At 73.7% G+C, this 22,912-nt stretch carries 17 protein-coding genes; 8 read left to right on the forward strand and 9 right to left on the reverse strand.

The window, feature by feature from the left end; translation table 11 throughout:
- Positions 1-123: 123 nt before the first annotated feature.
- From U8525_RS33225 to U8525_RS33250, 6 genes are all read right to left on the reverse strand, one after another.
- Positions 124-696: a glutathione S-transferase family protein gene (locus U8525_RS33225; protein WP_374270754.1), complete on the reverse strand. Its 573-nt coding sequence runs from the start codon at positions 694-696 to the stop codon at positions 124-126.
- An 84-nt stretch (positions 697-780) separates the two neighbouring features.
- The gene (locus U8525_RS33230) at positions 781-2,268 is read right to left on the reverse strand and encodes a serine hydrolase (protein ID WP_374270755.1); all 1,488 of its coding nucleotides are present in this window, start codon (positions 2,266-2,268) and stop codon (positions 781-783) included.
- Between the two features lie 33 nt (positions 2,269-2,301).
- Complete coding sequence (locus U8525_RS33235) at positions 2,302-2,703, reverse strand: MMPL family transporter (protein WP_374270756.1); 402 nt, start codon at positions 2,701-2,703, stop codon at positions 2,302-2,304.
- 17 nt (positions 2,704-2,720) lie between these two features.
- Entirely contained in the window at positions 2,721-5,216 is a 2,496-nt protein-coding gene (gene mgtA / locus U8525_RS33240) for a magnesium-translocating P-type ATPase (RefSeq protein WP_374270757.1), read from the reverse strand.
- A gap of 223 nt (positions 5,217-5,439) precedes the next feature.
- On the reverse strand, positions 5,440-7,341 hold the full coding sequence (locus U8525_RS33245; RefSeq protein WP_374270758.1) for a penicillin-binding transpeptidase domain-containing protein: 1,902 nt from the start codon (positions 7,339-7,341) through the stop codon (positions 5,440-5,442).
- Between the two features lie 220 nt (positions 7,342-7,561).
- Entirely contained in the window at positions 7,562-10,177 is a 2,616-nt protein-coding gene (locus U8525_RS33250) for a right-handed parallel beta-helix repeat-containing protein (RefSeq protein ID WP_374270759.1), read from the reverse strand.
- A 237-nt stretch (positions 10,178-10,414) separates the two neighbouring features.
- On the opposite strand from U8525_RS33250, the gene U8525_RS33255 reads away from it, so the two are divergent.
- On the forward strand, positions 10,415-11,074 hold the full coding sequence (locus tag U8525_RS33255) for a cytochrome b/b6 domain-containing protein (protein WP_374270760.1): 660 nt from the start codon (positions 10,415-10,417) through the stop codon (positions 11,072-11,074).
- Positions 11,067-11,762: a molybdopterin-dependent oxidoreductase gene (locus U8525_RS33260; RefSeq protein ID WP_374270761.1), complete on the forward strand. Its 696-nt coding sequence runs from the start codon at positions 11,067-11,069 to the stop codon at positions 11,760-11,762. Before U8525_RS33255 ends, U8525_RS33260 begins: the two co-directional genes overlap by 8 nt.
- A gap of 12 nt (positions 11,763-11,774) precedes the next feature.
- Here the strand turns inward: U8525_RS33260 and U8525_RS33265 are convergent, their stop codons facing one another.
- Both U8525_RS33265 and U8525_RS33270 read right to left on the reverse strand, forming a co-directional pair.
- A complete protein-coding gene (locus tag U8525_RS33265) occupies positions 11,775-12,209 on the reverse strand; it encodes a hypothetical protein (protein ID WP_374270762.1) in 435 nt (144 codons plus the stop codon).
- Between the two features lie 13 nt (positions 12,210-12,222).
- A complete protein-coding gene (locus tag U8525_RS33270) occupies positions 12,223-13,011 on the reverse strand; it encodes an alpha/beta fold hydrolase (protein WP_374270763.1) in 789 nt (262 codons plus the stop codon).
- A gap of 201 nt (positions 13,012-13,212) precedes the next feature.
- Here U8525_RS33270 and U8525_RS33275 point away from each other — a divergent pair, with 201 nt between their 5' ends.
- Positions 13,213-13,956, forward strand: coding sequence for an SAM-dependent methyltransferase (locus U8525_RS33275; protein ID WP_374270764.1), 744 nt, complete (start codon positions 13,213-13,215; stop codon positions 13,954-13,956).
- A gap of 6 nt (positions 13,957-13,962) precedes the next feature.
- On the opposite strand, the gene U8525_RS33280 is transcribed toward U8525_RS33275, so the two are convergent.
- Positions 13,963-14,583, reverse strand: a complete 621-nt coding sequence (locus U8525_RS33280) for a hypothetical protein (RefSeq protein ID WP_374270765.1) — start codon at positions 14,581-14,583, stop codon at positions 13,963-13,965.
- Positions 14,584-14,879: 296 nt separating this feature from the next.
- Between U8525_RS33280 and U8525_RS33285 the strand changes: the two genes are divergently transcribed.
- From U8525_RS33285 to U8525_RS33305, 5 genes are all read left to right on the forward strand, one after another.
- Positions 14,880-16,235, forward strand: a complete 1,356-nt coding sequence (locus tag U8525_RS33285; protein WP_374270766.1) for a sensor histidine kinase — start codon at positions 14,880-14,882, stop codon at positions 16,233-16,235.
- On the forward strand, positions 16,232-17,128 hold the full coding sequence (locus tag U8525_RS33290) for a cyclopropane-fatty-acyl-phospholipid synthase family protein (protein ID WP_374270767.1): 897 nt from the start codon (positions 16,232-16,234) through the stop codon (positions 17,126-17,128). Before U8525_RS33285 ends, U8525_RS33290 begins: the two co-directional genes overlap by 4 nt.
- A 138-nt stretch (positions 17,129-17,266) precedes the next feature.
- A complete protein-coding gene (locus U8525_RS33295) occupies positions 17,267-17,698 on the forward strand; it encodes a hypothetical protein (RefSeq protein WP_374270768.1) in 432 nt (143 codons plus the stop codon).
- Positions 17,699-17,973: 275 nt separating this feature from the next.
- Positions 17,974-19,224 (forward strand): exonuclease SbcCD subunit D, encoded by a 1,251-nt coding sequence (locus U8525_RS33300; protein ID WP_374270769.1) that lies wholly within the window; start codon positions 17,974-17,976, stop codon positions 19,222-19,224.
- Complete coding sequence (locus U8525_RS33305) at positions 19,221-22,421, forward strand: AAA family ATPase (protein WP_374270770.1); 3,201 nt, start codon at positions 19,221-19,223, stop codon at positions 22,419-22,421. The genes U8525_RS33300 and U8525_RS33305 overlap by 4 nt, the downstream gene beginning before the upstream one ends.
- Positions 22,422-22,912 lie beyond the last annotated feature (491 nt).

The following is a 22,912-nucleotide window of genomic DNA, read 5'->3' on the forward strand; positions in this document are numbered from 1 at the left end:
CAAGCTGCTGGCCGCCGTCTACTCCGTCGCCAAGCGTCGCAAGCCCTTCACCCCGCTGCTGCCGACAGCCCCCTCCCCGAACCCCTCCCCATGCGCAAACGGTTGACTGAGACTCACGGCATCTCAGCGCAGCTTCATGCACTTGGGACGCGCCATCAGCCGGTCCACGTAGGCCTCCAGCCCGGGCCGGCCCGTCGCACCGCCCAGCATGCGCTGGTAGATGAACATGGAGCCGATCATCACGTCCGCCGCGGTGAACCAGTCGCCGAAGAGGTAGGGGCCGTCCCCCAGCTCGCGCTCCACGGCATCCAGCGCCTGCGGGTACTCCACCCACCCGCGCTGCGGCAGCAGGGGGAGCTTCGACATGTGGTCGCCCATGGACGGCTCCAGCTGCGACGTCGAGTACACCATCAGCGACAGGTACCGGCCGCGCTCCGGCGCATCCACCTTCGGCGCCAGCTTCGCCTGCGGATACCTGTCCGCGATGTAGAGACAGAGGGCCGTGTTCTCGAACACGCGCGCGGCTCCATCCACCAGCGCGGGCAGCTTGCCGGCCGGGTTCACCGCGAGGAACTCCGGCGACTTCTGCTCCCGCTTCTCCAGGTCGATGGGCACGATCTCGTACTCGACCCCCGCCTCGTCGAGCATCCACTTGCCAATGACCGCCCGGCTGCGCGGATTGAAATAGAGCTTCATTCGGACACCTCCCGTGAGCACCCCGTGGACCGCGCCCCGGACAACGCCCGGAGCGCGGGCCGCATTCGCTCACATCCGGCGCGGCTAGGGCACCACCTTCGTTGCGGGCGCCCCGGACGGCGCCTCCAGCTTCTGGAGCGCCTCCGCCGCGTTGGCGTTCTTGGGGTCCAGCTCCAGGGCCTTGCGGTAGTTCACGCGCGCCCGCGCCTTGTCGCCGACGGCGAGGTACGCCTCCCCCAGGCTGTCGTAGACGTTGCCCACCCGCGGGAACATCTCCACGTTGAGCTTGAAGACTTCGACGGCGTCCGCCGCGCGCTTCATCCGGAGCAGCTTGTAGCCCAGGCTGTTGAGCTCCCCGTCGGAGAAGTCATACGCGTCCGGCTTCGAGGCCTTCAGCTCCCGGTAGTACGCGAGGGTCTTCGCGATGGGCTCCCGGTCGAGCCGCCTGCTCAGCAGCTCCCGGATGCCCTCGCGGGGCGCCTGGGGCGGGATGCCGTGGAGCACGCTGAACAGGCCGACGGACAGCTCCTTGAGCTTGTCGCCGCGCGCCGTGTTGTCCAGGAGGATGACCACCTCCCTGCTCGCGGGCACGCGGTAGATGCGCGAGCTGAACCCGTTGAGGCCGCCGCTGTGGCCGATGGTGGCGAGCACCGTCTTGCCGTCGCTCAGCGGCAGCGGGTCCATGCGCAGGCCGAAGCCGTAGTTCTCCAGGCCGGGCGTGAACATCCGCTGCTTCAGGGCCTCCGGCAGCAGCGTGTTCTCGTAGAGCGCGCGGTCCCAGCGGTAGAGGTCCTCCACCGTCGAGTACAGCGACCCGGCGGCGTACGGCAGGGACATGTCCAGGTAGGTGGCGTTCACGTAGCCGTCCGGCGAGCGCTCGTAGCCGCTGGCCCGCTTGGGGAGCACCGTGGTGGAGACGTCGTAGCCGGAGTCCTTCATGCCCAGCGGCGTGAAGATGCGCTCCTGCACCGCCTCCGCATACGTCTTGCCGGTGACGCGCTCGATGATGGCGCCCAGCAGGTAATAGCCGGAGTTGTTGTAGGCGAACTTCGAGCCGGGCTCGAACTCCAGGTCCCCGCTGGCGAACTGCTTCACGAAGTCCGCGACGGGGTAGGGGTTGCGCGACACCTTGGAGAAGAAGTCCGGCGCGTTCGTGTAGCTGGGGATACCGGACGTGTGGTTGAGCAGGTGGGTGAGGGTGATGCGCGAGCCCGTGTCCTTGCGGTAGTCCGGCAGGGCCGACGCCAGCGTGTCGTCGAGCTTCAGCTTCCCCTCCGCGACCAGTTGGAGGATGACCATGGCCGTGAACTGCTTGGTCACGGACGCGATGCGGAACTTCGTGTCCGGCGTGTTGGGCACGTTCCATTCGAAGTTGGCCTGGCCATAGGCCTTCTTCAGGACGATGCCCTTCTCGTTGGCGACGAGCGCCGCGCCGTTGAACTGGCGCAGCTGGTGGTACTGCGTCAGCAGCCGGTCCAGCGCCTGCTGCCGCGTCGCCGCGCCCGCGGCGACAGGGATGCACAACAGTGCCATGGTCAGCACGCCCAGGAGGCGCGACGGGTTCCAGCGCATTCGGTCTCTCCCTCGCATGAGCCTACCCACGCCTCAGACGTGGGTCGATTGCGTCCGGGACCCCTTCGGGGGGAGGGAGGGCACGAAGAAGAAGGCGGGCAGGGCCAGCACCCCCGCGACGAGGCAGGCCCCCTCACCCAACGTCGCCAGCAGCCCGAAGCCCGCCAGGGCCCGGTTGTCGGAGAAGAGGAGCGACGCGTAGCCGATGATGGTCGTGGAGGAGCACAGCGCCACCGCGCCGCCCGTGTCGTCCATCACCCACGTGAACGACCCGGGGCCCTCCCGCCGGTAGCGCAGCACCAGGTTCGCCGCGTAGTCCACGCCGATGCCGAAGGTGATGGGCAGCACCACGAAGTTGAGGAAGTTCAGCCGCAGCCGCAGCGCAGCGGCCAGCCCCACCAGCCACACCACCCCCATCAGCAGGCCCAGCAGCACGGCCCCCGCGAACGAGGTCAGTCGGTGTCGAAGCGGCGGAAGAACGCGCGGTTGAGCACCGCCGCGCAGCCCAGGTACAGCGCCACCAGCGCGCCCAGCGACGCGAGGATGGCGGGCGGCGGCGGCACGAAGCCGAAGTAGTGCCCCAGCGGCGTGAAGGGCAGCGCGTTGGCCAGGACCACCACCCCGAGCGACGACAGCAGCAGGAGCCGCGCGGGGGGGCTGCGCGCCGCGCCGCCCCTCGTGCGGATGATGAAGATGACCAGCACCTGCGTGGTCAGCGACTCCATGAACCAGCCCGTCTGGAAGAGCGGCGCGTCGGCGTGGAAGCCGTGCAGCAGCACCGTGAACGTCGCCGCGTCGAAGACCGAGCTGAGCGTGCCGAACACCGCCATGTAGAGGCGCACGAAGCGCAGGTCCCAGCGGGTGGGCCGCGCGAGCTGCTCCGCGTCCACCGTGTCCAGCGGGATGGCCAGCTCCGACACGTCGTACAGCATGTTGTTGAGGAGGATCTGGATGGGCAGCATGGGCAGGAACGGCAGCACCAGCGACGCCAGGGCCATGCTCAGCATGTTGCCAAAGTTGGAGCTGGTCCCCATGCGGATGTACTTCATGACGTTGCCGAAGGTGCGCCGCCCCTCCTGGACGCCGTCGTGCAGGACGCCCAGCTCCTGGCGCAACAGCAGCAGCGCCGCGGCCTCCCGCGCGACGTCCACCGCGCCCGCGACGGAGATGCCCACGTCCGCCTCGTGCAGCGACGGCGCGTCGTTGATGCCGTCCCCCAGGTAGCCCACCACGTGGCCGCGCTGCCGCAGCGCGCGCAGGATGCGGCTCTTCTGCGAGGGGGACACGCGCGCGAAGACGGTGGTGGCCTCCGCCCGCGCGCGCAGGCCCGGGTCGTCCAGCAGGGCCAGCTCCGTGCCGGTGAGCACGCCCCGCACCTCCAGGCCCAGCTCCTGACAGACGTGCACCGCGACCCGCGCGTTGTCGCCCGTCACCACCTTGACCTCGACGCCCGCGTCGCGCAGCGCCGCCAGCGCGGGCCGGGCGCTCTGCTTGGGAGGATCCAGGAAGGACGCGAAGCCCGCGAACACGAGCCCCGCCTCGTCCTCCGGGGACACCGGCCCGGCCTGGGACGGGAGGTCGCGCCACGCGAGCCCCAGCACCCGGAAGCCCTGCTCGCCCAGGGCGTCGGCGCGGGCCTGCAGGCGCTCGCGCGCGGCCACGTCCAGGGGCCCCACCGTCCCGTCCGCCGCCGCGCACGCCGCGCACCGGGACAGCAGGGCCTCCGGCGCGCCCTTCACCACCAGGACGCGGCGGCCGTCCTTCTCCAGCAGCACGGAGACGCGGCGGCGCTCGAAGTCGAAGGGCAGCTCGTCCTGCTTGCGCCAGCCCTCCGTGCACGCCACGCGCCTGGCGAGGATGGCCTCGTCCATGGGGCTGCGCAGGCCGGTGGCGAAGGAGCTGTTGAGGTAGGCCCACGCGAGGGTGCGCTCGCTGTGCTGGGCGGTGGCGTCCTCGGTGCGCTCCAGCCGGATGTTCGCCTCCGTGAGCGTGCCCGTCTTGTCGGTGCACAGCACGTCCATGCAGCCCAGGTCGTGCACCGCGCTCAGCCGCTTGACGATGACCTCCTGGTCCGCGAGCCGCAGCGCGCCCCGGGCGAGCGTCACGGAGACGACCATGGGCAGCAGCTCCGGCGTGAGCCCCACCGCCAGGGCCATGGCGAAGAGGAAGGACTCCAGCAGCGGCCGCTCCAGGGTCAGGTTCACCAGGAGCACGAACAGCACCATCAGGACCGTGAGCCGCATCAGCATCACGGAGAAGCGGCGCGTGTCCCGCTCGAAGGCGGTGGAGGCCACGGGCGCCTCCAACCCCCGGGCGATGCCGCCGACCTCCGTGTCGCGGCCGGTGGCGAACACGAGCGCGCGGCCCGTGCCGCCCAGCACCGTCGTCCCCGCGAAGACGGTGTTGCCCACCTCCGCGAGCGGAGCCTCCGCGGGCACGAGGCCCGGCGCCTTCTCCACGGGGTAGGGCTCGCCGGTGAGCGGCGACTCGTTCACGGACAGCTCGTGCGAGTCGAGGAGGCGCGCGTCCGCGGGGACGCGGCTGCCGGTGGCCAGCAGGACCACGTCGCCAGGGACGAGCTCCGTGGCGGGCCGCACCTGCTCCACCCCGTCGCGCAGCACCCGGGCGCGCAGGGCCACGGCGCCGCGCAGGCGCTCCGCCGCGCCGTTGGCGCGGTGCTCCTGGACGAAGTCCAGCGTCACGCTGACCAGCACGATGGCGGCGATGATGATGGAGCTGGTCAGGTCATGGACCACGGCCGAGACGCCGCACGCCACCAGCAGCACCAGCACCAGCGGGTTGCCCAGCCGCCGCAGCAGCTCCAGGGGGAGCGGTCGGCGGCGCCGGGCCTCCAGCGCGTTGGGGCCCAGGGACTCGAGCCGCGACGCGGCCTCCCGCTGGGGCAGCCCCTCCGGCGTGCTGCCCAGCCGGGCGCGCAGGGACTCCACCGGCTCGCTCCAGGCGGGCGGGCCTTCGCGCGCCGGTGCGGGCCTCCGTCGTCCGCCGGGATGGCGCGGAGCCCACGCCACGAGCCTGGCGCCCCGGCCGCTCGACCCTCCACTGCCCATCCAGGCAACGTGGGCAGTCCCCCGGGGAGGGTCCAGCCATCCTACCGGGGAGGGGCCCGGCGCTCGGAGGGTCGGCCCCGTGCCCTGGCTGGCGTCGCCCTTGCTAGCTGGCGTCGCCCTTGAAGGTGAGGACCGCGGCCGCGTCCAGCGCCTGGAGGAAGCGCACCGCGAGCGGCAGCGCGACGCGGCCTCCCACGCCGCCGCCCTCCACGAAGACCGCGAAGCCGATGCCGTCGCGCACCCCGACGAACCACGCGTGGGTCCGCGGCGGCACGTCCGTGCCGAACTCCGCGGTGCCCGTCTTGCCGCGAAGCCCGATGATGTTGGCGGCGGACTTCGCCGTGCCCTCCGTCACCACCGCGCGCATCAGGTCCTGGAGCGCCTCCGACGTGCCCGAGCCCAGCCGCGACTCCGGGCCGCCCTCCGCGTCCGCCAGCAGGCGCGGCGCGCGCCAGACGCCGGTGTCCGCCGCCGCCACGACGGTGGCCATGTGCAGCGGCGTGACCAGCACGCGGCCCTGGCCCATGGCGGCCGCGGCGCGCTCGGCGGCGTCGCTCGTCACGGGGAAGCTGGCGCCCGGGGACGGCAGCCCCACGTCGTAGGGCACCCCGAAGCCGTAGCGCCGGGCCGCGTCCTCCAGCGCGTGGGGCTCCAGCCTCGACGCCAGCTGGATGAACGTCGTGTTGCATGACATCGCGAACGCCCGGCGCAGCGTGGTGGGGCCCAGCACCTCCGACTCGAAGTTGCGGAAGCGCTTGCGGCCCACCGTCACCTCCAGGGGGCACTCGACGCGGGAGTCCGGCGTCAGGCCGCTTTCGAGCAGCGCCTCCGCGGTCACGAGCTTGAACGTGGAGGCCGGCGGATAGCGCCCCATCAGCGCGCGGTGCCACCCCTCCCCGAGCGGCCGGCTGGCCACCGCCAGCACCTCGCCCGTCTCCGTGTTCACCGCGACCAGCGCGGCCGGCAGGGTGACGTCCGCGAGCGCCGCCTCCGCCGCCGCCTGCACGTCCCTGCGCAGCGTGGTGCGGACAGCGCGTCCCGGCTCACCGTCGAAGCGGTAGAGCACCACGCCGCCGCCAGCACGGCGCTGGAGCCGCACCTCGCCGGAGGGGAGCCCCGCCAGCGTCCGCTCCTGCGCGCGCTCCAGGCCGGACAGCCCCACCAGGTCGCCCGGCTGGTACGGCGCGCCCAGCGCCTGGAGCGCCTCCGCCGTCACCTCCCCCACCCGGCCCAGCGTGTGCGCCGCGAAGCCCTCCGCCGGGGTGAGGCGCGCGGGGGCCCTGCGGAAGAAGATGCCGGGCACGGGCGAGAGCACGGCCCGCACCTGCTGGTAGCGCTCCTGGCGCACGTCGATGAACGGGAGGAACTTCTCGGGTTGCGCGCTCGCGGCGCTCAGCGCGGCGAGCACCTTCGCGGGGTCCACGCCCAGCTGCGCCTGGAGCACGTTGGCCACGGCCGCGCGGTCCTTCACCCGGCCGGGCAGCACGCCGATGCGGATCACCTCGCCCGGCACCGTGAGCGGGTCCCCGTTCGCATCGAGCAGCGCGGCGCGAGGGCCCCAGGTCCGCGTGCGTCCGAAGCGGTCCCCGGGCCGCGCGTCGGGGTGGAACACCTCCGGCGTCCAGCGCAGGCTCCAGCGCTTCGCGCGAAGCTCGAAGCGCAGCCGGGACTCCACCTCCCAGTCGCCCAGCCCCCGCAGCGTGTGCACGCCGCGGAACCTCACCACCGCCGTGGTGCCGGCCTGGGACTCGAGCTCCGGCGGGTCGAAGCGCGAGGCGACGACGCCCAGGTCCTGCCTCCAGCGCGCGTGCTGCGCGTCGAAGTCCGGGGGCGCGTCCACGAGCACCTGGCGCTGCGCCGCCACGTCGTTGCGCGCCCAGGCGTCCAGGTAGCGCCGGGCCAGGTCCTCGACGCCGCCTCCAGGGGCGGCGGGAACGCCAGGCGCGGCGGGCTTCGTGGCTCGCGGCGCGCACGCGGGAAACAGCAACAGGAGACAGAGCCCCACCCAGGAAATGAACGCCCGTCCGTACACGCGTCCCCCTGTACCGCGCCCGCCTCGCCGAAGCGAACATCCGGCGCACGAGTCCTCCACCAGGCCCTGAAGTCAGCACCCATGCACGCATGGAGCGCACCGCCCCCCACGCGCTCCGCGCCGAAGCGGGCCTCCGGTATCCGCCAGGACCACCGGGGCCCGACGCCGTAAGGCCTCGCGCTCGCGGCGGGGCTCAGTGGACCGTCTGCTCCTGGGTCTTGCTCGCGCCGTCGCCCGTCGCCGTGATGGTCAGCGGGCCGGCCGTCGCGGCGCGGAGGTAGAAGAGGCCCTCGCGCTGCGGGTTCTTGAGGCTCACCACCGTCACGGGCGCGTCCGAGCAGTCCGGCAGCAGGTGGAAGGTCGCGCCCGGATCCGACGCGGCCAGCGCCACCTCCGGCACGGACAGCGGGGCCAGGTTGCCCGCCAGGTCCCAGCCCTGCACCACCAGCACCTCCGAGCACCCGCCCACGTCCAGCGTCCGCGCCGGGGTGGCGAAGCCCACCTGCCGCTCATCGCCCTGGGTCGTCACGTCCAGGGAGACGGCGTTGTCCGGGTACACCTCCGGGTTGTAGCCGTCACCGCTGATCCGGTTGAGGCTGAGGAGGTTCGCGGTCCCGTTGTCCGAGATGGCGGCCTGGTAGTAGCTCGTCAGCTCCGTCTTGGTCAGCGTGTTGCCGACCACCTGGATGTTCTGGGACTCGGGGGGAGGCGTGAAGTCGAGGTCCATGGCCTGGAGCAGGCTGACGCCGACGTCGTTCTCCGAGAGCACGTTGTCCGCGATGCGCAGGTCGTGGCACAGCTCGCTTCCCTCGCCGTAGTACGGGCCGCCGAACACCAGGATGCCGGAGCCGTAGTCCCGCTCGAACTGGTACGCGTTGCCCTGTATCTGGTTGCGCACCACCTGCCCGGAGACGCCGTGCGCCAGCTGGATGCCGAGGCGCGCGATGCGGTCCGTGGGGCCCAGGCCGTCGAGGGTGTTGTCCTCCACCGTGGCCACCACGCGTCCCAGCACCACCACGCCCGCCTTCTGGTAGCCCGTCAGCCGGCTGTTCCGGACGGTCACCGTCACCGGCGTGGCGTCCGGCGCGAGGTTGCGCACGTCGATGGCGAAGCCCTCCTGGCAGCCGCCGATGTTGTCCGCCTGGTGCAGGTCCTCCACCACCACGCCCTCGATGGTGCCGCTCGCGCCGTCCAGCAGGATGCCGCGCAGCCGGTCCGCCTCCGCGTCACACACGTCCGACAGGCCTCGCGCCGTCACCGTGACGTCGCGCACGTTCGCCACGGTGCCCCGGTTGCGCAGCACCGCGCCCTTGTAGTGGTCCCCGGCGCCGTCCTCGGACGCGGTCAGGGTGTGGCCGGCGCCGTCGAGCGTGTAGCCGTCCGGGATGAACATCGCGCTCTGGACCACGCAGTCCTCGCGCAGCGTCACCTGGCCGGGCGACAGCGTGACGGGGCAGGGGGACTCGCCCGGGCCGCAGCGCCGGCCGGCCCACTCCACGGAGAAGGACTGCCGCGCGCTCGCGCCCGAGGCGTTCGTCGCCACCAGCTCCACGGTGGGCGTCACACCCGCCGGCAGGCAGGAGGGCTCCGTCCAATCCACCGTGCTCGTCGTGCCGTCCCCCACCGCCGCGCCGAGCGCCCCCACGTTCGACGTCCAGGCGAACGTCATCGCCTCGCCGCGAGGATCCGTCGCCGTCGCGGTGAACGTCACGCGCTCCCCGGCGAGCGCGCTCGTCGCGGACTGCGACGCGCTGTCCAGCACCGGCGGCGCCTCCGCCCGGATGCACACGTTCACGAGCTGCTCCGTGACGCCACCGAAGCCGTCCGTCACGACGGCCTTGAGCTGGCAGTCGCACTCGGAGGGCTCCGCCGTCGGCGTGAAGACGGGCGTGGCCAGGGTGATGTCGTCGAAGATGCCTTCGCACGTCGCGCTCCAGGCGTACGTCAGCACGTCCTGGGGGCCGTCCTCGTCCGTCACCGTCGCCTCGACCTGGAAGGGCATGTTGAGGCCCAGCGGCGGAGGCACTCCGACCGAGGACGCCACCGGCGCGCGGTTGAACCGCGTCTCCTCCAGCGTCGGGGCCGCGCGCGTGGTGCCCATGCCGACGCGGAACTGGAGCGTGGACTCCGCGCCCCGGGCATCCGTGACGCGCACGCGGATCAACGCGTCCCGGTTGAACTTCGGGTCGACGCCGGCATCGGGGTCCGGGAGCGCCGCCGTCCATTCGCAGGTCGCGTCCGCGCAGCGGAGCTGGCCGGAGGTCGCGCTCCAGTCATAGGTCAGCGCATCCGCGTCCAGGTCACTGGCCTCCGCGCGAAACTCCACGGTGTCGCCCGGGGCCACGATGGAGCGTGACGCGAGCACTCCATGGATGCGCGGCGAGTGATTGTCCAGCTCCAGCAGGCCGGACTCGGGCTGGGGCACCAGGACCACGAGTGCTTCGCCATACAGCGGCAGCTTCACGCCAGTCTCCAGGCGCAGGGACTCCCTCCCGGCCTCCGCGGCATCCTCGGCGGTCACGGTCAGCTGGATCTCCTCGGTGGGAGACTCCGGCTTCACGACGGCCGACCACGCGACGCCGCCATTCGGATCCGTCTGGGGCGTCAGCGCCTTCGACTCCGTGGCGCCCGACGCGTGCGTCACCAGGGCCGTCACCGCGACGACCTCCGAGGACCGGGGCAGCGCGACCACGAGCCGCGCGCCACCGGCCAGCGGCGCCGTGAATTCGGGATCCTCCTCCACGCAACCGACCGTGGTGAGCAACAACATCCCCACGAGGTGCAACGCATGAGCGGGCTTCAGGGTCACGGCATCCTCGGGGAGGTCAGACGGGGAGTGAAGACGATACCGGCTCACTCCCACGCGTCCAATCCGCGGAGGCCATCGTCCCCGTGTGCCCCCCACGCCGTCCGATGTCCGCCAGTCCCCCGCGACCCGTGGGCTGGGGCCCGCTCGGCGCTGTCTTGGCCGCCCCATCCGCCTCTCAGGGCAATCACCCTCCCGCCGCATGGTCCCGAGCCCCGCCGGAGTGCTGGGCTCCGCCGCGTGCGCGCTCCCGAGCCCCGCCGTCCCCAGCCCTGGCCCATCCGGCTCACGCACTGGGCCAACGTGCCATTGCTCGCCATCCTCGCGGGCAGCGGGTTGCAGATCCTCGTCGCGTACCCGCGCATGGGGCCTCGCGGGCGGCCCTATGCGCTCTATCCCTTCCAGGACGCCGTGCCGCCCTCGTGGCTGCGGCTGGGGGACTGGCTCGCGGGCGCGCGGAGCTGGCACTTCGCGTTCGGCTGGTTCCTGGCCCTCAACGGGCTCGTGTACGTGCTCTACCTCGCGCTCAGCGGCGAGTGGCGCCGCCGCCTGTTCCTCCCGCGCCGCGACGCGCGCGATGCCGTGGCCACGCTCGCGTACTACCTGCGGCTCCGCCCCGCGCCCGCGCGGGTGGGGCTCTACAACGGGCTCCAGCGGCTGGCGTACACCGCCACCCTGCTCATGGGCGCGCTGTCCGTCCTGTCCGGCCTCGCCCTCTACAAGCCCGTGCAGCTCCAGGGGCTCACCGCCCTCTTCGGTGGCTACGACGCCGCGCGCTTCGTGCACCTGGCGATGCTCACCCTGCTCGCGTTCTTCACCCTGGGCCACGTCGTCCTCGTCGCCCTGCACCCGCGCACCTTCGGGGAGATGCTCACCGGCGGGAGGAGGCCCCATGCCTGAGCGCGTCCTCACCCGCCGCCGCGTCCTCCTGGGCGCCGCCGCGCTGGCCACCAGCGCCTGCGACTCCCAGCGCCCGCGCGCGGGCTTCCTCGGCGCCATGGACCGCTTCAACCAGCGCGCCCAGTCCGCCCTCTTCCACCCCGCCCGGCTCGCCCCCGAGGAGCCCGTCGAGCAGCTCACCCCGCCCGGCGACTTCCCCCACTACTTCCTCTCCGACTCCGTGCCCCTCGCGCCCGAGGGATGGCGGCTGGAGGTGGGCGGGCTCGTGGCCCGGCCGCGCGCCTTCTCGCTGGAGGAGCTGCGGCGGCTGCCCCGCACCGACTCCCGGGTCCGCCACCACTGCGTGGAGGGCTGGAGCGCCGTGGCGTCATGGCACGGCGTGCGCGTCAGCGACCTGGCCGCCGCCGTGGGCGCGGATCCGCGCGCGGGGTTCGTGGAGTTCCGCTCGTTCGACCAGGGCTACTACTCCTCCTGGGACGCGCCGAGCGCGCTGCACCCGCAGACCGTGCTCGCGTACGGCATGAACGGCGCGCCGCTCATCCCCGGACACGGCGCGCCCCTGCGCCTCTACTCGGGCGTGAAGCTGGGCTACAAGATGGTGAAGTACCTCACCACCGTGCGCTTCCTCCCGGAGGCCACGGGGGGCACCTGGGAGGACCGGGGCTACGAGTGGTTCGCCGGCGTGTAGGCCCGCGGCCCTTCAGGGCTTGGAGTTGACGACGCCCGGCAGGAACGGCGTGAAGCCGCGCTTGCGCAGGCTGTCGCGCTCCGCGAGCAGGGCCGCCAGGGCCGCCTCGCGCGTGGGGTAGTGGTTCACGGCGGCGCCGTTGATGGCGCCGCTGGTGTTGATGAACACGAGCGTCGTCTCGTCGCCGCCGTAGCGGAACGAGCGGTGCGTGTTGCGCTCCAGCACCTCGCGGCGCACCTTGCCGAAGGTGCGCCCCGCCGTGTGGCGGACGATGAGCCCATCCAGGTTGATGAGCAGGTCCACGCGGCCGTTGAACTTCGCGAACTGCGCCTCCACGTCGCGGCGCCAGCGCTGCACGTCTTCGTCCGTCACCAGGATGCAGTCGGTGAAGGTCGCGGTGACGACGTCGTTCTCGACGTCGCGCTCGAAGGACATCCCCCAGGCCATGGAACGCCCTCCCTCAGGCCTGCGCGGCGTTGCCCGCGAGGAACGCCGACACCAGCGCCGCCGTCTCCGCCGGGCGCTCCACCTGGGGGTAGTGCCCCGGCCCCGGCAGGTGCGTCAGGCGCGCGTTCTGGATGAGCCCCACCACCGCCTGCTTGAGGAACACCGGCGGCAGGAACGGATCATCCGTGGCCACCACCAGCGTGGGCGCGGTGATGGCGGACAGCCGGTGCGCGAAGCCTCCCGCCGTCCAGGAGTCGAAGCACTGCTCGATGGCGTCCCTGGACACCTCGGCCGAGTCCTTCAGCAGGACCTCCAGCGACTCCGGCGACAGCTGCTTGCAGGCCAGGCCCAGGATGGTCTTCTGCTTCTCCCGGTCGCCCGCGGAGGTGCGGAACAGGCCGGCCGCGTCCGGCGGCAGCGGCAGGCCCGCCGCGGGCACCGTGTTGAGCAGCACCAGGCCGCTGACGCGCGAGGGCGCCTCCGCCGCGATCCACTTGGCGATCTGCCCGCCCATGCTGTGGCCCACCAGCGCGAAGCGCTGAGCCTTCGCGTGGTCCGCCACCGCCAGCACGTCCTTGGCGTACTGCTCCAGCGTGTACCCCGACGACGGCCGCCCGGACGGCCCGGTGCCCCGGTGGTCCGGGACGATGAGGCGCAGGCCGGTCATGTCCAGCTTCTCCAGCATCGGGTCCCACACCGCGCCGGACACCATCCACCCGTGCACCAGCACCACGTCGCGAGGGCCATCCCCGAACACCCGGTAGTGCAGGGGAGTTCCATCCGTCGCGTTCGTCGTGGGCATGGGGGCTGTCCTCTTCTGGGGGAAAGGCTGAGAAGTCACGTCTTGCAGGGGAGGCGTAGCAAGCCACGACTGGGGCATGGCCGTCCATATGCTCGGGGGTTGCCTGACGGTCCCAGGGGCGAGCAGTCCTGGAGGGTAGGTGCGCGCGCGCGGAATGAGAGGTGGGAGCGGGTGGGCGCTTCCGGCAGACTCGGGCGCGTCATGACGGACGGACGCAGCGGGACGGCGGGAGCGAAGCGCACGGTGTACTGCGAGGACGCGCTCGCCTGGCTGGAGGCGCGGCCGGTGCTGGAGGGGTGCTCGGTGGTGGCGTCGCTGCCGGACGTCTCCGAGTTCCCTTCGCTCACGGTGCCCCAGTGGAAGGGCTGGTTCGTGGGGGCGGCGGCGAAGGTGCTGTCGCGGGTGCCAGCGGACGGGGTGGCGGTGTTCTACCAGTCGGACGTGAAGAAGGACGGGGCCTGGGTGGACAAGGGCTACCTGGTGTCGAAGGCGGCGGAGGCCGAGGGCTTCGACACGCTCTGGCACAAGGTGGTGTGTCGCCGGGCGCCGGGGACGGTGACGTTCGGGCGGCCGGCGTACTCGCACCTGCTGTGCTTCAGCCGGGGGTTGAAGGCGGACGCGGCGAGGTCCACGGCGGACGTGATGCCGGAAGCCGGCGAGGTGACGTGGACGCGGGGCATGGGGCTCCACGCGTGCATGGTGGCGTGCCGCTTCATCCTGGAGCAGACGCGCACGCGCACGGTGGTGGACCCCTTCTGCGGCCACGGCACCGCGCTCGCGGTGGCCAACGCGCTGGGCCTGGACGCGGTGGGGGTGGAGCTGAGCCGCAAGCGCGCGCGCCGCGCGAGGAACCTCCAGGCGGAGTGGACGGGCGGCAGGCTGGTGCTCACCGGCGCGGGCGGAGACGGAGAGGACGCGCCGCCGGACGGGGACGGCGGCGCGTGACGCGGCTCAGGCCGCCTGCGGCCCCGCGAGCGCCTGGGCCACGTCCTTCTCCAGCTGGGTGAGGAACGCGTCGAACAGGCGCTCCTCCAGCGCGAGCGCGGGCTCCAGCGTCGTGCCGGCCTTCGTCAGGCGCTCCAGGCACGCGTCCTCGATGGCGCGGCGGTGCGACTGCTCCTCCACCACCACGCGCCCCAGCTCCTCGCGCACCACCGCCTGCCGCGTGGCCGCCTTGTAGAGCGGGTAGAGCACCATCGCGCGGCGCTCCACCACCGCCGTCGTGAGCAGGTACTGCAGAGACACGTCCGCCGTCCCCGTCACCGACGTCACCCACTCCGCCAGCTGCCGGTCCAACGACTGGAACCACGCCGCCGCCGCGCCCACGCTCAGGAACTCCGTCACGTCCTCGCGGCCCGCCACTTCACAGGCCAGCCGCTTGAACGTGAACGCATGGCGCGTCTCGTCCGCCAGGTGCCCCAGCACCTCCAGCGACGGGTGCCGGTCCGCCACCGTGCGCGAGATCTTCCGCGCGCCGATGAACTCCAGCAGCGACAACGTGTGCAGCCACCGCACCTCCAACGCCGGAGACCGGGCCAGCTCCCGCAACACCGTCTGGATTCTGTCACGCATGGGGCGCCCCTCTATCGCGCCCCGCACGCCCTCCCAAGCACTGTCGCGCCGGCCAGAGAGAATCCTCCAGACACCACTCCGCCCTGTCCGGGAAGCCAGGGTCGGAGGACTGGCCAACACTGTCCGTGCCCCCGGGTTTGACCGGGAGGTCCCCGCCGCCGTTTGCTTCCCGTGTCGAGGGCTGTGCCTGGCGCCGGGGGGTTGACCAGCATGCGTCCATATCGCGGAGACCCGCATCCATCCGGGCACCGGGCTGCCCGCGCCGCGCCATCGCGGCCCGGCACCGGAGCGCGCGGATGAAGGCCCTGCCCATGTCGTCCCGCCAGGGCGTCGTGGCCTTCCGCCGCTGGACGCGCGCCCAGGACGCCGGCCGGCTCCTCGCGGCCCTGCGCGTGCGCCCCCTCGCGGGCTTCCTCCTGCGGGGCACCGCGCTCGTGGGCATCGTCGCGTGGGCGCCCGGCGTCCACGCCTTCTTCGCCGTGCCCCTCCCCTCCGCGCTCGCGTGCTTCCTGCCCTGCGCCGTCCACCGCGTCGCCTTCGCCTGCGTGCACGCGCGCCACCGGCGCGTGGTGACCACCAGCTGGCTCACGTGGCTGCCGGGCCTGGCGCTGGAGCACTTCTTCCTCGCCGGCCTCGTGGCGCTCGCCGTGCTCCCCGGGGCGCTCGCCCTCGGCGTGCTGCTCATCGGCACCTCGGCGGTGCACGGCCGGCGCTACCGGGTGACGTGGCGCGAGCCCTTCCTCCTGGCGGGCACGCTCGCGGCCCTGCTGGGCGCCGCGGCCCTGGCGTGGCACGAGCAGCGCTGGGTGCCGCTCGCCATCGCGGGCCCCTCGGCGCTGGTCGCGCAGCTCTACGTGGGCGCGCTCGCCGTGCGCTACGACCAGGCCCGCGCGGACGCGGACCGCCTGCGCGCCGCCGTGCACGCGCAGCTCGTGGAGCAGCAGGAGCGCGACGTGGGCCGCCTCACCCAGGCGATGGCGGAGATCCTCGGCCACCACCAGGGCATGGACCAGGCCCTGCACGACGCCGGCACCGCCGCCGACATGATGAAGGCCTTCGGCACGCAGCGGGGCATGCTCGCCCGCACCGGCTTCGAGGACCAGGCCCGCCAGCTCCAGGACAGCCTCCGGCAGCTCCAGGAGATGGTGAAGGAGGTGCGCGCCAAGAGCCGCCGCTTCGCCGGCACGGAGCCGGAGTCCGTGGACCTGGGGCTCGTGCTGGAGTCCGTGCAGGCCCAGGTGTCCCTGCGCTTCCCCGACGTGGACATCCACGTGGAGCTGGAGCCGACCCGGCCGCCCCGCGCGCTCGTGCGCGGCGGACCGCTCACGCTGCGCCGGGTGGTGGAGAACCTGGTGGTCAACGCCTGCGAGGGCAACGGCGAGCAGGGCGCGTCCCGCGTCTTCATCCGGGCTCGCACCGAGCCGCTCAGCGGACGATTGGAGGTGGAGATCGAGGACGACGGCCCGGGCTTCCCCCCGGAGCGACTCAGCGCGCCCGCGGAGGAGCTCTACACGACCAAGGCCCAGGGAACGGGACTGGGCCTCTACACCAGCGAGTGCCTGCTGCGCGCCAGCGGTGGCCTGCTGCACCGGCACAACGGACCAGGAGGCGGCGCCCTGCTCCGCATCCTGCTGCCCCGGGAGTATCAATGAAGCCCCTCAGCGCCCCCTCCCTCACGCCGTCCCCGCTCACGCCGGACGACGTGTGGACCTACCATGAGGCCCTCGCCGCCCGGGGCCTCGCCCGCCAGGGCTCCAGCTCCCGCGTGTACTGCCACACGGGCCTGGTGGACCGGCTGCCCCCACCCGGCACGCCCGGGCCGGAGCTGCGGGACCACCTGCGGAGCGCGCAGGAGGCGCTGCTCGCGGAGCTGGCGCGCGCCATGGGCGACTTCCCGGACGGCGGCGAGGTGCTGGACGTGGGCAGCGTCCTGGGCGGCAGCGCGCTGTACTGGGCCCAGGAGCACCGCGCGCGCGTGACGGCGATGGTGACCGTGCCCACGCACCTGGAGCAGGTGCGCCGCTTCGCGCAGGAGGCCGGCATGGGCTCGCGCGTGCAGCCCCGGCTGTGCACGGGCGAGCCGCCCCGCCACCGCGAGTCCTTCGACGCCGTCATCGCCGTGGAGAACACCTGCGCCCTGCCGCGCGCGGAGTGGCTGCGCCGCATGCACTCCCGGCTCAGGCCCGGCGGCGTGCTGGCCGTCGCGGACTGCTTCTGGGTGCGCCCGGACGCGGTGCACCCGTCCGTGGACGCGTGGAGCCGGCAGCGGTGCAGCGTGAACGCGTTCCTCGCCGACGCGCGCGAGGCGGGCCTGGAGCTGGAGGCGCACGACGACGTGTCCTCGCGGGCGGTGGGCTTCTGGACGCTGAGCTCGGAGCTGCGCGTCCACGAGCACCTGGCCTGCGCGCCCGCGGACGCTCGCGGCCTGCGCGCCGCGCTCAACGCCGTGCGCGCCGAGTCGCGCCGGGAGCACCTCTGGCTGCAACAGGGCCTGATGGACGGCGGCCTGGAGTACGGGCTGCTCGTGCTGCGCCGCGAGGGCTGAGCCACCCGGGCGTCCTTCCAGGCGCCCGCCCCCTGGGGCGTGGGGTGGGCGGCCCGGCGGCGCGGCGTCTCCGGACGATGCCCTCGCGGCCCCCCACCCACAGCCTTCGGTTCGTCACACCAACACGGGGGGTCGAGCATGAAGGGATTCACGCAATGGGTGGTGCTGGGGGCGGTGGCGGGCGCGATGGCCCTGACCGGGTGTCAGAGCCGGGACCGCTCGCAGGAGAGCATGGGCGGTGGCGTGGGAGGCTCCGGAAGCACCCAGGGCGGACAGGGCTCCCAGGGCTCCTCTCCCAGCATGGGCGCGGGCCAGGAGTCGGGCACGGGCACGAGCCAGGGCATGGGCGGCTCCGGCTACGACTCGGGCACGGGCGGCTCCGGCGATGACGCGGGCATGGGCGGCTCCGGTGACGCGGGCATGGGCGGCTCCGGCATGGACGAGGGCACCGGCGGCTCCACCACGGGCAGCGACACCGGTGGCTCCTCGACGCAGGGCTCCGGCACCGACATGGGCTCGTCCGGCGACCACACCGGGACGGGCGGCACGGGGACCGAGCCGACCCGCTAGGCCCTCACGGCCGTGAAGCGGCGCGGGCGTGCCACCGTGGCGCGCCCGCGCCCTCTTTCCGAGGGTGCCCTCTCGCGCACGGTTGAAGCCGCGGCCAGCGGCCCGTGCGGGACTCCGCGCGAAGCGCAAGGGACCTGGACGCACGTCCTACGTGCCGGGTTTCCACCAGTGGACGCCGCGTCAGACCCGGGGACACCGCTCGTGTCCACCGACGCATCACCCCCGGGGGTGGGAAAGTCGGGGAGGCGGCGGGACTCGGGTACGGTGCCCGCACGATGCGCTTCTCCTTCGTGCACGCCGCGGATCTCCACCTGGACACGCCGTTCCGAGGAGTGGCCACGCACGGCCCGCTCCTGGAGCGCTTCCAGCAGTCCACCTTCCATGCGCTCGCGCGCATCGTGGACGTGTGCCTGCGCGAGCGCGTGACGTTCCTCCTGCTGGCCGGGGACCTGTTCGACGTGAAGGACCGCTCGGTGCGCGCGCGGCTGGCGCTGCGCGCGGAGCTGGCGCGGCTGGACCGCGCGGGCATCCAGACCTTCATCGTCCACGGCAACCATGATCCGCTGAGCGGCGACACCGGCACGCTGGGGCTGCCCGCGTCGGTGAAGGTGTTCGGCCCGGACTGGGAGGACGTGGAGGTGCGGCGCGAGGGCCGGCGCCTGTGCCACGTGCAGGGCGTGTCCTATCCGGACGTGGAGGTGCGCGAGAACCTGTCCGCGCGGTTCCGCCGCACCGGCGAGCACTTCAGCGTGGGCCTCCTGCACGCGAACCTGGGCGGCGACGCGGGCCACGCGAACTACGCGCCCTGCACGGCCGCGGACCTGGCGGCGGGCGGGCTGGACTACTGGGCCCTGGGCCACGTGCACACGCGCGCGGAGCACCTGCTGCCCGGAGGCGGCGTGGCGGTGTACCCGGGCAACCCCCAGGGCCGGCACGTGCACGAAACAGGCGAGCGCGGCTGCGTGGTGGTGGACGTGGAGGACGGCGTCGCGCGCAGGCGGTTCGTGCCGGTGGACCGCGTGCGCTGGCACCGGCTGGACGTGCCGCTCGCGGGCGTCACGTCGCTGGACATGCTCCAGGCGGTGGCCACGGAGGTGGTGGAGGCGCGGTGCGCGCAGGACCTCGACGGGCACGCGGTGCGCCTCACGCTGGCCGGGCGCGGGCCGCTGCACCGGGAGCTCGCGCGGCCGGGCGCGCGCACGCAGCTGGAGGCGGACCTGCGCGAGCGGCTGGCGCGGGCGCACCCGCCGGTGCTGCTGGAGTCGCTGCGCGATGGCAGCCGGCCGGAGGTGGACCTGGAGGCGGTGCGCGCCGGCGGCGGCTTCCTGGGCACGTTGCTGGAGGAGGCGGAGGCGCTGTCCCACGACGCCGCGGCGCTCGCGGCGCTGTGGGACGACGAGGACCTGACGGCGCTGGGGCAGCGGCTCAAGCGGCTGGGCGTGGACGCGCTGGAGGCGCCGCGGCCGGAGCTGGTGGCGCGGGCCGGCCAGCGGGGCGTGGAGCAGCTCCACGAGGAGGCATCATGAAGCCGGGCCTGCGCATCAGCCGCTTCCAGGTGGACGGCTTCGGGCACTTCCGGGGCTACTCGGGGACGCCGGGCCCGGGGCTCACGCTCCTGTACGGCCCCAACGAGGCGGGCAAGAGCACGCTCCTGGCGTTCCTGCGCGGCGTGCTGTTCGGCTTCGAGAAGCGCGGCCAGCCGGAGCGCTACGAGCCGGAGGGCGCGCTCTTCGGCGGCGAGCTATGGCTGGACACGGCGGCCGGCCCGCTGGTGGTGCGCCGCCACGGCGGCAGGCGCGCGTCGGAGGGCGCGCTCACGGTGCGCGGCCCGGAGGGACAGCCGCTGCCGGAGACGCTGCTGGAGCAGGCGCTGGCGGACGTGCCGCGCGAGCTGTTCTTCGAGGTGTTCGCCTTCCGGCTGGACGAGCTGTCCTCGTTCCAGCGGCTCGCGCAGCAGCGGGGCGTGTCGGAGGCGCTGTTCGCCGCGGGCATGCAGGGCGCGCGGCGGCTGCCGGAGGCGGTGGAGCGGCTGCGCAAGGACTCGGAGGCGCTGTACCTGCCGCGCGGGCAGAAGAAGGAGCTGAACCTCGTGCTGAAGGACCTGGAGGAGGTGCAGCAGAAGCTGCGAGAGGCGGGAGACCGGCCCGCGCTCTACTTCTCCACGCGAGACCTGCTGGCGGAGCGCGTCGCGGAGGGCCACGCGCTGGAGGTGGCGCGCAAGCACACCGAGCACGCGCTGGACCACGCCTCGCGGCTGGAGTCCGCGCTGGGGGACCTGGCGGTGCTCGCGCGCGACCGGGCGGAGCTGGCCACGCTGCCGGCGCTGGACACCTTCCCGCCGGGCGCGGAGACGCGGCTGGAGGACGTGCTCCAGCGGCGCAAGGCGTATCGGGCCCAGCAGGCGCAGCTGCACGAGCGGCTCGCGCCCATCGAGGAGGCGCGGGAGCGGCTGGCGGCGCCCTGGCCCGTGCGCGAGCGCGCCGAGGCGCTGCGCGCGGCGCTGGCCACGTACTCGGGCCACTCGGAGCAGCTCCGCGCGCTGCCCGCGCGCAGGGCGGCGCTCACGTCTCGGCGGCGGCAGCTGGAGCAGGCGCTGGGAGAGCTGGGGCTCGCGGTGGACGCGGGCGGGCTGCTCGCGCTGGACCTGGGCTCGCGGGCGCGGGGAGCGCTGGAGTCGCTCGCGGCGCGGCTGGACGCGGCGGACGCGGCGCTCGCGCAGGCGGAGGCGGAGCAGGCGCGCACGCGCGAGGAGCGGGCGCGGCTGGAGGCGGCGCTGGCGCGGGTCCAGGCGGAGGTGGCGGCCCTTCCCGACGCGCGGCCCGCGCAGGTGCGGCAGCGGCAGGCGGCGGTGGGGCGGATGCGCGCGGTGCGCGGAGACCTGGAGCGCCTGGCCGAGCAGCGGCTGGAGCAGCGCCGCCAGCTGGACGGCGTGCGCGCGCCCACGGACGCGGTGCCGCTGCGCTCGCTGCTGCCGCTGCCGTGGGTGGTGGCGGCGGCCCTCGTGGCGCTGGGGTTCGCGGTGCTCGCGGCGTGGCTCGCGGGCCCGTCCGTGGGCGCGCTGTGCGCGGTGGGCGGGGTGCTGCTGGTGGGGCTGCTGCTGCTCGTGCGCCACCGCGTGGAGACGGCGCGGCAGGCCAGCCTGGAGGCCCAGGCGGCGCGGCACCGCTGGCGGCAGCAGGAGGAGGAGCGCTTCCGCTCGACGCAGGCGGCGATGTGCGCGCGCGAGGAGCTGCTCCAGCGGGAGCTGCTGAACGCGTCCGGCGCGGCGGGGCTGTCCCCGGGCGCGTCGCTCGCGGACCTGGCCGCGCAGGAGTCACTGCTCGCGGAGCTGCTGACGCAGGCCGAGCGGCGCGAGCTGCTCCTGCGCGAAGAGGACACGCTGCGCGCGGCCTGGGACGCGGCGACGCGCGAGGACCAGCGCGGGGAGGAGGCGCGGCTGCGCGCGGGCCAGCGCGAGGAGGTGCTGCGCGAGGAGTGGGCGGCGTTCCTGGTGGCGCGCCGCTTCCCGGAGGCCCTCTCCGCGGCGTCGGCGCTGACGCTGTGGCGCGACGCCGCGGCGCTGCGGCAGCGGCTGCTGGACCTGCGCACGGACGAGGAGGAGTTCACGGTGACGGAGGCCGCGTGCGAGGCGGTGACGGCGCGGCTGCTCGGGGAGGCCGGGGCGGCGGGCCTGCCCCCCGGGCCCGCGGAGACGGTGGCCGCGCGCGTGTCCGTGGCCCTGGAGGAGGTGCGCTCCCGCGCGGCGGACCAGCGGCACCTGGACGGCCAGCGCGGGGAGCTGCTGGCGGAGAAGGCCCGGCTGGACCAGCTGGTGATGGAGGAGGACCAGGCCTGGGAGGCGCTGCTCGCGGAGGGCGGGTGCCAGGACGAGGCCACCTTCCGCCGCCGCGCGGCGCAGGCCCGCAGGTACGCGGAGCTGGCGGGCCGCGCGCGCGAGCACGGCCAGCGGGTGCAGGCGCTCACGGGGCTGGGCGAGGACGCGGCGCGCGACGCGGTGCACGCGGCGGGCGGCGAGGCGGGCCTGAAGGACCGGCTCGCCGCGCTGCGCGAGCAGCACCGGACGGAAGGCGAGCGGCACAAGGCGGTGCTCACGGAGCAGGGCAGCCTGAAGGCGCAGCTGTCCCAGTGGGAGAACGACGACCGCGTGTCGCGGCTGCGCATCCAGGAGGAGACGCTGCGGGCGAAGGCGGCGGAGCTGGCCACGCGCTACGCGGCGGACCGGCTGACGCTGGCGCTGCTGGGCCGGGCGCGCCGGAGGTTCGAGGAGGAGCAGCAGCCGCGCGTCATCCAGCTGGCCAGCGAGCTGTTCTCCGAGCTGACGGCGGGCCGCTACCGCCGCGTCTTCATCCCGGCCGGGGAGGCGCGCGAGCTGCGGGTGAGCGATGGCGCGAAGGACTGGAGCGCGGAGCAGCTGTCGCGAGGCACGCGCGAGCAGCTGTTCCTCGCGTTCCGGCTGGCCGTCATCCGCGACTTCGGAGAGACGCGGGGCGCGCTGCCGCTCATCACGGACGACGTGCTGGTGAACTTCGATCCAGAAAGGGCCCGGGGCGCGGCGCGGCTCTTCGCGAGGCTGGCGGAAGCCCACCAGGTCATCGCCTTCACCTGCCACCCGTGGCTGCGCGAGCTCTTCGAAGCGGAAGGCGCCCACGTGCTGGAGCTGCCCGGCGCGTCGAAGGCTCCCCGCGAAGGCGCCCAACCCCTGCGGGTGGTCTCCGGCGGGTAGGCACAAAAAAATACTGGGAGCGCGCCCCCTCGACGCGCTCCCAGTAACTCAACCCCTCCCCCGAGGGGTCCCCCTCATCCGGATACGGCCCCCAAAGACCCGCATCCGTCCTGCTTTTCCTTCAAGACGTCGACCGCCGAAAACCTTGAGTCCCGGAAGCTCGACCCCCGAAACCCTTTCCCCCTCTGCCCGGTCCGCTCTGCGTCCCGAGCCCTTGGATACCGGTGGCTCTGCCCCCAGCATCCCCACCTCGACTCCAAATACGTCGGCCGCGAAAAACCTTGGCCTGGCCCTGCTTTTTTTCGCCGCCCCCTCTGAAGCGCCCGGCCTGACGGACCGCGCCAAGGCCTGCGTCAGCCCTCCTGCTACAGTCGCCCACCCTGGAGGGGCGCCATGCGGAAGCCGTCGGCGGTGGTCATTGGAGGAGCGGTCCTGCTGCTCCTCATCGGAGCCGGGGCCTTCTGGTGGCTGCGCCCCACCCCACCCACCGC

The sequence above is a fragment of the Corallococcus sp. RDP092CA genome, assembly GCF_041903675.1.
Taxonomy (GTDB): Bacteria; Myxococcota; Myxococcia; order Myxococcales; family Myxococcaceae; genus Corallococcus.

Excerpts from the sequence above, each read along its gene's own strand:
- U8525_RS33290 (WP_374270767.1), top strand. The coding sequence starts at position 16,232 with ATGAAGCCCCTCAGCGCCCCCTCCCTCACGCCGTCCCCGCTCACGCCG.
- U8525_RS33225 (WP_374270754.1), bottom strand. The coding sequence starts at position 696 with ATGAAGCTCTATTTCAATCCGCGCAGCCGGGCGGTCATTGGCAAGTGG.
- U8525_RS33275 (WP_374270764.1), top strand. The coding sequence starts at position 13,213 with ATGACGGACGGACGCAGCGGGACGGCGGGAGCGAAGCGCACGGTGTAC.
- U8525_RS33270 (WP_374270763.1), bottom strand. The coding sequence starts at position 13,011 with ATGCCCACGACGAACGCGACGGATGGAACTCCCCTGCACTACCGGGTG.
- U8525_RS33230 (WP_374270755.1), bottom strand. The coding sequence starts at position 2,268 with ATGCGCTGGAACCCGTCGCGCCTCCTGGGCGTGCTGACCATGGCACTG.
- U8525_RS33260 (WP_374270761.1), top strand. The coding sequence starts at position 11,067 with ATGCCTGAGCGCGTCCTCACCCGCCGCCGCGTCCTCCTGGGCGCCGCC.
- U8525_RS33300 (WP_374270769.1), top strand. The coding sequence starts at position 17,974 with ATGCGCTTCTCCTTCGTGCACGCCGCGGATCTCCACCTGGACACGCCG.
- U8525_RS33305 (WP_374270770.1), top strand. The coding sequence starts at position 19,221 with ATGAAGCCGGGCCTGCGCATCAGCCGCTTCCAGGTGGACGGCTTCGGG.
- U8525_RS33285 (WP_374270766.1), top strand. The coding sequence starts at position 14,880 with ATGAAGGCCCTGCCCATGTCGTCCCGCCAGGGCGTCGTGGCCTTCCGC.
- U8525_RS33265 (WP_374270762.1), bottom strand. The coding sequence starts at position 12,209 with ATGGCCTGGGGGATGTCCTTCGAGCGCGACGTCGAGAACGACGTCGTC.
- U8525_RS33280 (WP_374270765.1), bottom strand. The coding sequence starts at position 14,583 with ATGCGTGACAGAATCCAGACGGTGTTGCGGGAGCTGGCCCGGTCTCCG.
- U8525_RS33295 (WP_374270768.1), top strand. The coding sequence starts at position 17,267 with ATGAAGGGATTCACGCAATGGGTGGTGCTGGGGGCGGTGGCGGGCGCG.